This is a genomic window from Kitasatospora griseola, from assembly GCF_014648555.1.
GTDB lineage: Bacteria > Actinomycetota > Actinomycetes > Streptomycetales > Streptomycetaceae > Kitasatospora > Kitasatospora griseola.
Map to the genome: position 1 here is coordinate 27,060 of NZ_BMRI01000020.1, position 11,919 is coordinate 38,978.

The 11,919-nt window shown below is 72.3% G+C and carries 12 protein-coding genes; 5 read left to right on the forward strand and 7 right to left on the reverse strand.

The window, feature by feature from the left end:
• Nucleotides 1-250 (forward strand): hypothetical protein (locus IEZ12_RS23575; RefSeq protein WP_189274429.1); only part of this gene is annotated, 250 nt, incomplete at its 5' end.
• An 18-nt stretch (nt 251-268) separates the two neighbouring features.
• On the opposite strand, the gene IEZ12_RS23580 is transcribed toward IEZ12_RS23575, so the two are convergent.
• Together IEZ12_RS23580 and IEZ12_RS23585 are read right to left on the reverse strand one after the other, a co-directional pair.
• A complete protein-coding gene (locus IEZ12_RS23580; RefSeq protein WP_189274431.1) occupies nt 269-1,129 on the reverse strand; it encodes an ABC transporter permease in 861 nt (286 codons plus the stop codon).
• Nucleotides 1,126-2,037 carry an ABC transporter ATP-binding protein gene (locus IEZ12_RS23585; RefSeq protein WP_189274433.1) on the reverse strand — a complete coding sequence of 304 codons (912 nt, stop codon included), beginning with the start codon at nt 2,035-2,037 and terminating at the stop codon, nt 1,126-1,128. Before IEZ12_RS23585 ends, IEZ12_RS23580 begins: the two co-directional genes overlap by 4 nt.
• Nucleotides 2,038-2,170: 133 nt before the next feature.
• Here IEZ12_RS23585 and IEZ12_RS23590 point away from each other — a divergent pair, with 133 nt between their 5' ends.
• The 4 genes from IEZ12_RS23590 (at nt 2,171) to IEZ12_RS23605 (ending at nt 6,886) form a co-directional block, all read left to right on the forward strand.
• Nucleotides 2,171-3,370: a sensor histidine kinase gene (locus IEZ12_RS23590; RefSeq protein ID WP_189274435.1), complete on the forward strand. Its 1,200-nt coding sequence runs from the start codon at nt 2,171-2,173 to the stop codon at nt 3,368-3,370.
• Nucleotides 3,367-4,029 carry a response regulator gene (locus IEZ12_RS23595; protein ID WP_189274437.1) on the forward strand — a complete coding sequence of 221 codons (663 nt, stop codon included), beginning with the start codon at nt 3,367-3,369 and terminating at the stop codon, nt 4,027-4,029. Before IEZ12_RS23590 ends, IEZ12_RS23595 begins: the two co-directional genes overlap by 4 nt.
• 134 nt (nt 4,030-4,163) lie before the next feature.
• On the forward strand, nt 4,164-4,907 hold the full coding sequence (locus IEZ12_RS23600; RefSeq protein WP_189274439.1) for a ferritin-like domain-containing protein: 744 nt from the start codon (nt 4,164-4,166) through the stop codon (nt 4,905-4,907).
• Nucleotides 4,908-5,203: 296 nt separating this feature from the next.
• Complete coding sequence (locus tag IEZ12_RS23605) at nt 5,204-6,886, forward strand: hypothetical protein (protein WP_189274441.1); 1,683 nt, start codon at nt 5,204-5,206, stop codon at nt 6,884-6,886.
• Nucleotides 6,887-6,967: 81 nt separating this feature from the next.
• Here the strand turns inward: IEZ12_RS23605 and IEZ12_RS23610 are convergent, their stop codons facing one another.
• The 5 genes from IEZ12_RS23610 to IEZ12_RS23630 form a co-directional block, all read right to left on the reverse strand.
• Nucleotides 6,968-8,224 carry a phenylacetate--CoA ligase family protein gene (locus tag IEZ12_RS23610; protein WP_189274443.1) on the reverse strand — a complete coding sequence of 419 codons (1,257 nt, stop codon included), beginning with the start codon at nt 8,222-8,224 and terminating at the stop codon, nt 6,968-6,970.
• Between the two features lie 16 nt (nt 8,225-8,240).
• Complete coding sequence (locus tag IEZ12_RS23615) at nt 8,241-9,080, reverse strand: SDR family NAD(P)-dependent oxidoreductase (protein WP_189274444.1); 840 nt, start codon at nt 9,078-9,080, stop codon at nt 8,241-8,243.
• Nucleotides 9,077-10,360, reverse strand: coding sequence for an MFS transporter (locus tag IEZ12_RS23620; RefSeq protein ID WP_189274447.1), 1,284 nt, complete (start codon nt 10,358-10,360; stop codon nt 9,077-9,079). Before IEZ12_RS23620 ends, IEZ12_RS23615 begins: the two co-directional genes overlap by 4 nt.
• On the reverse strand, nt 10,357-11,568 hold the full coding sequence (locus IEZ12_RS23625) for a phenylacetate--CoA ligase family protein (protein ID WP_189274449.1): 1,212 nt from the start codon (nt 11,566-11,568) through the stop codon (nt 10,357-10,359). The genes IEZ12_RS23620 and IEZ12_RS23625 overlap by 4 nt, the downstream gene beginning before the upstream one ends.
• Nucleotides 11,565-11,919, reverse strand: a 355-nt coding sequence (locus IEZ12_RS23630) for an ATP-grasp domain-containing protein (protein ID WP_189274451.1), incomplete at its 5' end; no start/stop codon positions are given. The genes IEZ12_RS23625 and IEZ12_RS23630, both read right to left, overlap by 4 nt.

The window sequence follows — 11,919 nt, forward strand, 5'->3', positions numbered from 1 at the left end:
ACCGGCGGCCCGCGCCCTCCTCGCGGCGGGGGAGCGGCTGGAGTTCGGCCCGTTCGCCGTCACCCCCGAGGGCCTGGCGCTCGACGGCGCCCCTCACCCGTGGTCGCGGGTCCGCGCGCTGCGCATCACCGCCCGTCGGGTCCTTCTGGAGCTGACCGACGGCCCGGTGCGGCCCGTCGCCCTCCGCGACGTGCCGCACCTGCGCACCCTGGACGCCCTCGTTAGGGAACACGCCGCGGCGCTCGACTGAGGGCTCGGGCCGTGCGGCTCAGACGTCGCGGCGGGTGCCGAAGAACAGGGTGACGACGATGCCGCCCAGCGCCCAGGCGAGGTAGACCACCCACTCGCCGGCCGGTTCGGCCGGGAACGGGATGTGCGGGTTGACCGGGGCGCCGACCAGGTCGTGCAGGACCTGCCAGGCGCGGAACGGCGTCGCGTGGAACAGGCAGGCCGACCAATGGTGGTTCTCACTCAGGAAGTTGGGGATCAGCAGCAGCACGGTGGTGGTGCCGACGATGGTCGCCGCACTGTGCCGGATCAGCGCCGCGAGGCCGAGGCCGGTCAGTGCGCAGACCGGCGGCAGCAGGGCCGCGGCCAACAGGGCGCGCCAGATGCCCGGTTCGGTGATCGAGATGCCGGCGTGCTTGCCGGAGAGGATCGCCTGCGAGACGAAGAAGGACGTCCCGGTCGCCACCAGGCCGAAGACGGTCATCACCGTCGTGAGCACGATGATCTTCGCGGAGAGCAGCGCCCGCCGGGCCGGCACCGCTGCGAAGGTGGTCCGGATCTGCCCCGTCGAGTACTCGCTGACCAGTGACACCGCGCCCAGGCTGCCCGTGATCAACAGGGTGGCGATACAGGCGTTGTTGGTGAACGAGGCCGCCAGCGACCCGGCGGGCACGAAGAACTCCCGCTGTGCGGGCAGGAAGTGGTCCCAGTCGTTCACGTCGGCGATCGCCGCGTTGGCGTTGAGGAAGACCAGCCCGAGCATGCCCAGGATCAGCCCCCAGCGGATCGACCGCAGCGACACGAGCTTGAACCATTCGCCCAGCAGCAGGTCGCGGAACCGGGCGCGTGGCTCGTCGACCGTGAGCGGCGCGGGCGGGGGGAGGGAGGTGAGCGCGGTCATCGGGATTCTCCTGCGAGGTATTCGACGCTGTCGGCGGTGAGTTCCATGAACGCCGTTTCCAACGAGGCGGCGCTGGTGGCCAGTTCGCGCAGCCGATGACCGTGCCGGTGCGCCAGCTCGCCGATCGCGTCGGCGTCCAGACCGGTCACCACCAGCCGCTCCTCGCCGTCCGGCCGCACCTGCGCCCCGGCGGCGGTCAGCACGCCGGCCAGCGCGTCCGCGTCCGGCGTGCGGACGGTGACGCTGCTGCCCCGGCCGCGGGCGGCGAACGAGGCCAGCGGCTCGTCGGCGATCAGCCGGCCGCGGCCGACCACCACCAAGTGGTCGGCGGTGTGCTCCATTTCGCTCATCAGGTGGCTGGAGACGAACACCGTCCGTCCCTCGGCCGCCAACCGCCGGAACAGGCCGCGCACCCAGCGCACCCCCTCCGGGTCGAGCCCGTTCAACGGCTCGTCGAACAGCAGCACCGGCGGGTCGCCGAGCAGCGCGGCGGCGATCCCCAGCCGCTGCTTCATGCCCAGCGAGTAGCCGCCGATCCGCCGCCGGGCCGCCCCCGCCAGCCCGACCTCCGCCAGCACCTCGTCCACCCGCCGCAGCGGAATCGCATTGGTCCTGGCCAGCACCCCGAGATGGGCGACCGCACTGCGGCCGCCGTGCACGTCGGAGGCGTCCAGCAGTGCGCCGACGTGCCGCAGGCCGCGCGGATGGTCGCGGAAGCGGTGGCCCTGGACGGTGACGCTGCCACTGGTCGGCTCGTTCAGCCCGATGATCATGCGGAGCGTGGTGCTCTTGCCGGCCCCGTTCGGGCCGAGGAACCCGGTGACGCAGCCGGGTTTGACGGTGAAGGTCAGGCCGTCGACGGCGACGGTGCGGCCGTAGCGCTTGGTGAGTTCGTTGACTTCGATCACGACAACCAGCGTTCCGTGACGGCCTGTCGTCCCGCGTCGGCCTGCCGCCGACACTGCCCGCGGCCGGTGTCTTCCCGGGTTGTACGTCCCTGGTCCGACGCCTCGTTCGGGCGCGGCTGACTACGATCACCCCATGCCCGTGAACTCGCCCTCCCTGCTCAGACGTGTGACGCCCGGCGGCTGGGCGGCGATCGCCTGGGCGGCGGGCCTGGTGTACTCCTTCGTGGTGCTGGTCCGGCTGCCGGGCGAGTCGCCGGACAACTTCTACCGCGGCGTGCTGCTGGCCGACGGCAACCAGGTCTGGCTCGCCCTCAGCGCGGTGGCCTCGCTCGCCGGCTGCGCGCTGCTGCGCCGCACGCCGCTGACCGCCCTCGGGCTGCTGCTGGCAGGCACGGTGTTCGGCGCGTGGGCGATGCACTCCACCGCGATCGACGTCCCGCTGGTGCTGGGGCCGGACGTGGCGCTCTGGTACATCGCGGCGACCCTGCCCCGCCGCAAGGTGGTGCTCGCCTCCGGCCTGGCCGCCCTGGTCCTGCTCGGCTACCCGATCGGACGGGTGCTGGTGGGCTTCATCATCGGCACCTCCACCGCGCTCGCCGTCCTGCTGACCGCCGCCGTCGCCGTGCTGCTCGGCAACTCCGCGGGGGAGTCCCGCCGGCACGCGGCAGAACTGAGTTCCAATGCCGCGGCCCGCGCCGTCGCCGGTGAACGCCTGCGGATCGCCCGCGAGTTGCACGACATGGTCGCCCACAGCATCGGCATCGTCGCCCTCCAGGCCGGCGCGGCCCGGCTGGTCCTCACCACCCAGCCGGAGGCCGCCCGCGACGCCCTCGGCCAGGTCGAGACCGCCAGCCGGGAGACCCTCTCCGGCCTGCGCCGCATGCTGGTCGCCCTGCGCGCCGCCGAGGACGACCCCTCCGGGCAGCCGCCGCTCACCCCCACCCCCGGCCTCGCCGATCTCGACCGCCTCGCCGCCTCCACCACCGCCGCGGGTGTCGCCGTCGACCTGTGCTGGCGCGGTGAACGGTGGGGCCTGCCACCGGAGTTGGACCTCGCCGCGTACCGGGTCGTCCAGGAGTCGGTCGCCAACGTGGTCCGCCACGCCGGCGCCCGTTCCTGCCAAGTGACCATCTCCCGCGAGGAGGACTCCGTGTCCATCGAAGTCCTCGACGGCGGCGGCCTGCGCGCCACCCAACCCGGCGGCGCGGGCTTCGGCCTCCTCGGCATGAGAGAACGCGTCGCCCTCCTGCACGGCTCCTTCACTGCCGGCCCCCGTCCCACCGGCGGCTTCCGCGTCGCCGCGACCCTCCCCGTCCCGGCAGGTGCCCGATGACCGTCCGCATCCTCCTCGTCGACGACCAGCCCCTCATCCGCGCCGCCCTCTCCATGGTGGTCAAGGACGCCCCCGACCTGGAGATTGTCGGCGAGGCCGGCGACGGCGACGAAGCCGTCGCCCTGGCTGCGGAGTTGACGCCGGACGTCATCGTCATGGACATCCGCATGCCCGGCACGGACGGTATCGAGGCCACCCGCCTCATCACCTCGGGCCCCTGTTCGGCCCACGTCCTCGTCCTCACCACCTTCGACGACGACGAGTACGTCTACGGCGCGCTGCGCGCCGGCGCATCCGGCTTCCTGGTCAAGGACATGGGCCTCGAAGAGATCCTCGCCGCCATCCGCGTGGTCGCCGCCGGGGACGCCCTGCTCGCCCCCCGCGTCACCCGCCGCCTGATCGCCGACCTCACCTCCCGCCCCACGCCCGGCAGTTCGGCGCCGCCCCGCACCCTGGCCGCCATCACCGAACGCGAACAGGAAGTCCTCACCCTGATCGCCAGCGGCCTCTCCAACACCGAGATCGCCGACCACCTCCACCTCAGCGTCACCACCGTCAAGACCTACGTCACCCGCCTCCTCTCCAAGCTCGACGCCCGCGACCGCGTCCACCTGGTGATCCTCGCCTACGAGGCGGGCCTGGTGACCACCTCCCGCTGACCGCCCGACGCCCAGCATATTTGAACACGTTCAAGACTGCGGTAGCGTACTGATCGTGCGCTGCCGAACTGCGGCGTTCATTCCGGCGTGCCCGCAGACGGGCGCAGCACCAGTACCAGCGTGAGGGCGGAGCCATGTCCGAAAGCGAATTCACCAGCTGGGTCGCGGAGTTCGAAGCCGAGAAGACGCGGCGGGCGCGGACGGCGGACCCCGACTGGAGCCGGGGCGCCGGGATGTCCGCGGAGATCGCGCGAAGCCTGCAGAAGTTCCAGGTCGGCGAGAACGGCGACGGCGCGAACCTGCGGGCCAAGGCCGACCGGGCCGGGGACGCCGCCTACTCGGCGGCGGTCCGACTGTTCATCGACGAGGAACGCAACCACGCGCGCCTGCTGGCCGAGCTGCTGGACGCCGCCGGTCACCCGCTCCTGAACGGCCACTGGAGCGACAAGATCTTCGTCCGGGTGCGCCGACTGCTGGGCCTCCGCACCGAGTTGATGGTCCTCATGGTCGCCGAGCTGGTCGCCGTCGAGTACTACCGCAGCGTGCGCGACGGCTTCGCCGACCCACTGACCCGCGAGGTCACCGACCGGATCCTGCGCGACGAACGACGCCACATCCCGTTCCACGTCCTGCGCCTTCAGCGATCCTTCGCCGAACTCCCGGCCGCCGCCCGCCCGTTCATGAACCTGATCTGGCTGCTCCTCACCTCCGCCGGCGCCCTCTTCGTCGCCATCGACCACGGCCCCGCCCTGCACGCCGTCCGCACCACCCGCACCCGCTTCCTCCTCGCGGTGGCCCGCCACGCCTGGCACGTCGGCACGCAGTTGGCCGCCGGGCCGGAAGCGCGGGCGGCGCGGCGCGACCCGCTCGCCGAGTAGCCGAAGCGGCTGTCGGGGCGTGCACTGTCCGGGTCAACGGCCGTTCAAATGGCGGCAAGTGGGCGGCGTTCCGATCAATTCGCGTGCGAATGTCACTCGGTGGTGCCACTCTCTACGCGCACGTGTGTTGATGGCTTCTCGGACCAGGAGTGAACACTGTGACCGTACGTCGTCGGGGCGCTGCCCCGTCACGCCTCGGAGTTCTCGTCGGAGCGCTCGCCCTTGCGGTGGGGCCGGTCGTTCCTGCGGCCTTTGCCGCGGACGGGGCCGGGCCGGTTTTGGGCCAGGTGCTCGATGTGCCGGTGAATCCGGGCGCGTATCCGGTGCCCAGGACGGTGGACCCGGCGCAGGAGAACCAGTCCTGTGGCAATGACGATTCCGCCGCGTGGTCCTGGCTCGGTGCGGGCAGCGAGCAGAGCCAGGCCGTCGCGCTGACCGCGACCGTCTCCAGCCCCGCTCAGGCGCAGGCCAGGATGTGGACCCACCTCCGGGACCACAGCCAGTCCGGTGAGCCAGAAGTCGCCACCGGCTCGTCCGACCTGGTCGCCAGTGGCGCCGTGGCCACGTGGTGGGTTCCCGGCGGGGTGTTGCAGGACGGGCACGCCTACGGCTGGAGCGCGGTGGCCGACGACGGTGCGGACACCAGCGGCCCGACGTCCGCCTGCCACTTCAAGGTCGACCTCACGGCGCCCGTCCTGTCCTTCCCGGACACGGTCGCCGACCCGAGCACCCAGTTCCCGCCGTCCGGCAACGGGCAGGTCACCACGTTGCGGGTCGGACAGAGCGGAAACGTTCCGTTCACCGTCGCCGACCCCGATCCGAGCGGCCTGAACAGCTCCGGCGTCGCCTGCCTGCGGTGGAGCTTCGACCCGCAGTTCGCGGTCGGCGACGGCTGGAAGTGCGGCAGCGCGATGCCCACGGGCGCGATCTCCGTCACGCCGGGCCACTGGGGCACCAACGTGCTGTACGTGCAGGCCGAGGACAATGCCGGGAACGTCTCGCCGGTGGGTCAGTACAGCTTCTTCGTCCCCTCGAACCCGAACGGGGCGGCCCCGGTGTTCGGCGACGTCAACGGCGATCGCATGCCCGACGTGGTCACGGCCGGCCCGTCCGGCGACCTGCGGGTCTACACCACTGCGGCTGCCGGCGGTCAGCAGAGCACCGTCGGCGCCGCCATGGCGCAGTCCCCGAACGGCGATTCCTGGGCCGGCTACCGTACGACGCACCGCGGCAGCCTCCGCAACGGCCCGGACGTCGACGACCTGATCGTCCACAAGGACGGCGATTCGTGGCTCTGGGTGTACCGGAACCCCGGCAACACCGGCGTCAAGGGCGTGTTCGACGTGCGGAGCGGGCTGGCCAAGCCCGCCTGCGTGGTGACGGCCGAGAACCCGGACTGCACCGGATACCAAGCCAGTTGGTCGGGCACCCTGCAGATCGCCGCGATCGGCGACCCGACGTCCACCGACCTCGGCCCGGCCAACACGCAGAAGCGCCGCACCGGCCTGGTCACCACCGAGACCAACCCGAGCGGTGACGCCGCGCTCTGGTACTACCCCGCGATCAGTGACAACCTGTTCGGCAACCCGGTGCGGCTCGCAGCGACCGGCTGGAAGGACCGCGACCTGATCAGCCCCGGAGACTGGGCCGGGCAGGGCCGGCCCGGCCTGTGGGCCCGCGACCGCGCCACCGGTGAACTCACCGCCGCCACCTTCGCCGTCACCGTCATCAGCAGCACCGACGAGGACGGCATCACCATCAGCTACCGCGTCGCCACCGGCATAGCCACCACCAAGACCGTCGCCACGGGCATCACCGCCGCGGCCTGGCCCCGCCTCGGATCCGACGGCGACCTGACCGGCAACGGCGCACCCGCGCTCTGGGGCATCACCCCGCAGGGCACTTTCCAGACCTGGACCGGTTCGCGCACCGGCACCACGGCCGACCCCGGCTTCGCCCTGACCGGCCCCAACGCCTGACGGTTCATCGGCAGTGAAAAGGCCGGGCCCCACCCTCGAACGACGGGGGTGGGGCCCGGCCTCGTCGGCATCCGCCGCGGGTCAGTGTGCGGGGCGTTCGTCGATGACCTGTTGGAGTTTGCCGGTGCGGGGGTTGGTGGTGAGTTCGGAGCGGGGGACCCACTCGATCTGCAGGGGGTGGATGGCGCCGATGGCGGCTTCGTCCTCGTAGGTGGGGCGGGCGTCGAGGACGGCGCGGAGGAGGGTTCCGGTGAGGGCGGGCGGGGGCGGGGTGGTGTGGCCGAGGCGGATGACGAGGCCGTCGCGGCCCGCCCAGCGGCGTTGGACGAGTTGCATGCCGGTGATGTGGTGGTCGGGGTCGTGGGCGAGGAGGACGTCGCGGACCTGCTCGGTGGGCATGGAGACGATGCCGACCCGGGCGCCTTCGGTGGAGCGGCCGAGGAGGCGGAAGCGGCGGCATTCGGGGTCGACCCATTCGGCGCGGTCGCCGGCGGGGTAGCGGAGGATCGGGACCAGGGTGCGGAAGAGGTTGGTGACGACGACGCGGCCGGGGACGCCGGGTTCGGTGATGGGCTCGCCGGTGGCGTCGTCGACGATCTCGACGACGGTGCGGTTCGGGAAGGCCTCGTGGACACGGAGGTCGTCGCCGGCGGGGACGGGGCCGGCGACCAGGCCGGCGTCGACGGAGGCGTAGCCGATGGAGGAGAGGGCGGCGTTCGGGAAGGCCGAACGGAGCAGCGGGCGAAGGTCGTTGAAGAGGATGTCGCCGCCGAAGAGGATCAGTTCGACCTGCGGGGCGGGCCGGTCCTGCTTGAGCAGGGTCTCGGCGACGGCGGAGAGCTTCATGGGCTCGCCGGCCAGGACGTCCGCGCCGAAGCCGTGGATGACGTCGGCGACGTACTCGTCGGGTGCGGTGGCGATCGGCAGGCGGACGTTGTCGATCGGGGCGTGCTGCAGGGCGTACTCGATGAAGAGGAAGCCGCTGTAGAACTCGCCGGCGCGGAACAGGTTGGCGACCTTCTGGCCGGGCCTGAGGCCGGCGTTGACCAGGCCGGCGCCGAACGCGGCGACGGAGTCGACGTGTTCCTCGCGCGTCCAGGGGGAGAACTTGGGCTTGCCGGTGGTGCCGCCGGACTTGTAGACGCAGGCGTCGGTGAGCGGGCCGGTCAGAAGCCGATTGTCGGGCCAGGAGTTGGCGGCCCAGAACGCGATCTGGTCGATGACGGGCAGGTCGGTGAGCGAGGTGACGGTGGCGGGCACGTCGCGGTAGAGATCGGCGTAGAACGGGGAGTTGCGCCGGGCGTGGTCGACGAGGGACTGAAGCGGCTTGGCGGGCATGGCGGTTGCTCCAAGGTCACGGAGTGGGGGTGAGGCCGATCCAGTCGTGGGCGAGGCGCTGGACGGTGCGGCCGTCGCGGTCGGCGAGTTTGGCGTCGAGGTAGGCCGCGGCCCACGCGTTGGTGGGGATCCGGAACGGCGGCCGGTCCTCGGCGAGCGCCCGCACCACCGCGTCGGCGACCTCCGCGGCGGGCTGCCCGGCGTTCGCCCAGCTCTGTCCGAGCCGGTCGACGTACGCGGCGAAGGTGTCCGCGTACGGGCCCGAAGCGGCCTGCACGGTACGGCGGTTGACATCCGGAAAGTGGCCGAAGCGGGTGTCGGGCACGTAGCCGGGCACCACCATCGAGACGTGGACGCCGTGCGCGGCGGCGACGGGGGCGAGTGCCTCCATGAAGCCCTCGACGGCGAACTTGGCCGCGCAGTAGGCCTCGTTGAAGGGCTGGCCGATCACGCCGTGCACGCTGCCGATGGTGAGCAGCCGGCCCCCGGAGGCGCGCAGCAGCGGCATCGCGGCGCGTGAAACGGCCACCGTGCCGAAGAAGTTGACCTCCAGGTTGGCGCGCAGCGCCGTCGAGGTGGACATCTCCAGCGTCGGGTCGAAGTTGGAGATCCCGGCGTTGTTGACCACCGCGTCGAGCCGGGCGAGGTCGGCGAAGCAGGCGGTGACGGACTCCTCGTCGGTGACGTCCAGCCGACGGACGACGGCGTCGGGCGCGGCGGCCCGCAGTGCATCGGCGCGGTCGGGCGAACGGACGGTGGCGATCACCGTCCAGCCGGCCCGGCTCGCGGCGGCGGCGGTGGCCAGGCCGATGCCGGACGAGCAGCCGGTGACGAGGACGACCTGGCGATCCGTCATGAGGCGGTCTCCGCGAGTTCGGTGACGCTGTCGGCGGCCTTCGGCAGGCCGGCGTCCATCCGGGACTGGACGGCGAGGGCCGGCAGGAAGGAGCAGGCGGCCAGCAGGGTGCCGCCGACCATCGTCCAGCGGGCCGCGTCCAGGACGCCGAGCGGGCCGGTGAGCAGGGAGACGGAGAGGCCGCCGGCCAGGGCGGCGAGCGGGATGACGCCCCAGGTGGCGGTGCGGAACGCGGCGTGCATGACGCCCTGGTGCTGGGCGGACATCCGGGACTGCCGGGCGGGCGCGGAGCACACGTTGATGCAGGACATGAAGAAGCCGTAGCAGCCCATGGTGACGGCGATGACCGGCCCGGCGGGCAGCGCGGGCGCGGCCAGCACGCCCAGGCCGACCAGGCAGTGCAGCAGCAGCGACCAGGCCATGGTCCGGCCGATGCCCAGGCGGCCGCTGATCTTCGGGGCGACCAGCGCGCCGAGCAGCGCGCCGACCGCGCCCGCGGACATCGCGGCGCCGAACACGCCGACGGTGACGTGGAGGCCGCGGTAGGCGAACACCGGCAGCACGGTGACGAACACCGGGCCGCCCGAGTTGAGGGTCACGGCGGCCAGCACCACCCGGCGCAGCACCGGGTCCTGCCAGTTCAGGCGGAAGCCGAGGGTGAGGCGCTGCCACACCGAGCCCTGGGCGACGGTGCGTTCGCCCCAGGGGCGCATCCAGCGGAAGCAGGCCGCGGAGACCAGGTAGCTGGCGGCGTCGACCAGCAGCGAGGCGGCGCCGAGGGCGCTGTACAGGGCGGCGGCGATGGACGGTCCCGCCACTTCGGCGACCGAGCCGCTGCCCTCCAGCCGCGAGTAGGCGCGCACCAGGTGCTGCTGCTCGACGACGGCGGGCACCGCCACCAGGTAGCCGACGTTGAAGAAGATGGTCGCGCCGGAGACCGCCGCGACGCAGCAGAACAGCAGCGGCGTGGAGAGGAAGTCCAGCCAGTACGCGAGCGGGATGATGCCGACGGCCAGCAGCCGAACCAGGTCGCAGACCAGCAGCGTGATCCGCTTGTCCCAGCGGTCCACCAGCACGCCGGCGATCGGCCCGAGCAGGGGAATGCCCAGGTACTGGGCCATGGCGACGATGCCGACCTGGAAAGCGGAGGCGTGCAGTACGAAGATCATCAGGGTGGGGACGACGAACACCGTCACCCGGTCGCCGACGTTCGAGATCGACTTGCCGAACCAGAACAGGTTGAAGCCCCGGCCGAGGCGCTCGGGCGCGCGGAGTCTCACGACGCCTCCCGGACGACGAAGCCGGCGGTCTTGCCGGTGCGGTCGTTGCCGATCAGGGCGTCCACCACCCGGACCCGGACGTGCTCCGGATCGTGCACGAAGGCGGTGCTCAACGTGAAGGTGGCGGACAGCAGTTCACGGCGCAGCGCCGCCGGGTCGGGGAGGGCGCCGAGCACCAGGACGTCCACCTGCTGGGCCCGGCCGCCCTGCTCGGTGATCACCACCTGGGCGCGGGTGACGCCGGGTTCGCGTTCCACCCGGGCGAGCAGCTCGTCCACGTGCAGACCGAGGCCGCGGACCTGCACCACGTTGTCGCGGCGGCCCAGCACCCGCATCGCCGGTCCGGTCCTTCCGCACGGGCAGGACGTCAACTCGCCCGCGTCGCCGGTGCGGTAACGCAGCACCGGGTTGAGCATCGCCGGGTCGAGGGAGGTGAAGTCGAGCAGGCCGTCGTCGCCGACGTGCACCAGCTGGTGCGGGAACGGGTGGAAGGTGTCGGCCGGGCAGTCGGGGGTGTTGGAGCCGACCACCCAGGTCTCGGTGGAGCCGAACATGCCGTGCCGGCGGGCCTTCGGCGCGACGACCGCCAAGTCCTCCTCCAGCTGCGGCTGCCAGGCCTCGCCCAGCCACAACACCTTGCGCAGCGACGGGAGTTCGATCCCGGCCGCGCGGGCGTGGGCGAACCACAGCCGCAGCACGCTCGGGGTGCCGCCGATCGCGGTGACCTTCCGGTCGGCGAGGAACGCCAGCCACTCCGGGTACTCCTCGCGGGTCACCGAACCCAGCGCGATCACCCGGCAGCCGCACAGGTCGGCCAGGCCCGCCGCGAGGAAGTGCGCGCCCCACATCCGGCCCGCACCCCAGGCGTTGACGAAGACGTCGTCGCGGTCCAGCGGCTGCCAGTGCTCGAACACCTTCGCCATGTAGAACCCGGTCGGCGCGTACCCGACCTTCGGCGCGCCCGTCGAACCGCCGCTCTGGAACAGCCAGGTGGCGCCCTGCGCGGCGGACGGCTCCAGGTGGGCGAGAGCCGTGTTCAGGTCGTCCTTGGCCAGCGGCGGCAACGCCGCCAGCTCCGCGAGCGTGCCGGGCGCGGCGACGTCCGCGTACCGGTCGCCGAACTCCGGGACGGTGCGCAGCAGTTCCAGGGTGTGCCGGGCCACCGCCAGGCCGTCGGCGGCCTGCGCCTCGGTCAGTGAGAAGCTCATCGGGCAGCGCCCCCGTTCGTGAGGAAGGCCGCGTGCGCGTCGCGGTAGGCCGCGAACCGGGCCCGGGTGACGTCCCGTTGGACCGAGCGGTCCGGGTCGTCGAAGTCCGGGGCGATCACCCCGTCCGGCTCCAACTCGGAGAACCAGAACCGCTCGCCGTCGTGCAGGAAGTCCACGCAGAAGAACGGGATCGGCAGCTTCTTCGCGAAGTAGGCGGTGGCGTCGGCGAGTTCGGCCGGGATCTCGCAGAACTCCATCGACCCGCCGCGGCTCGCGTTCGCCACCGGCGACCCGGCCTCCGGGGTGCGCCGCAGCACCGCGTACGGCTTCCCGTCGATCACGTACACCCGG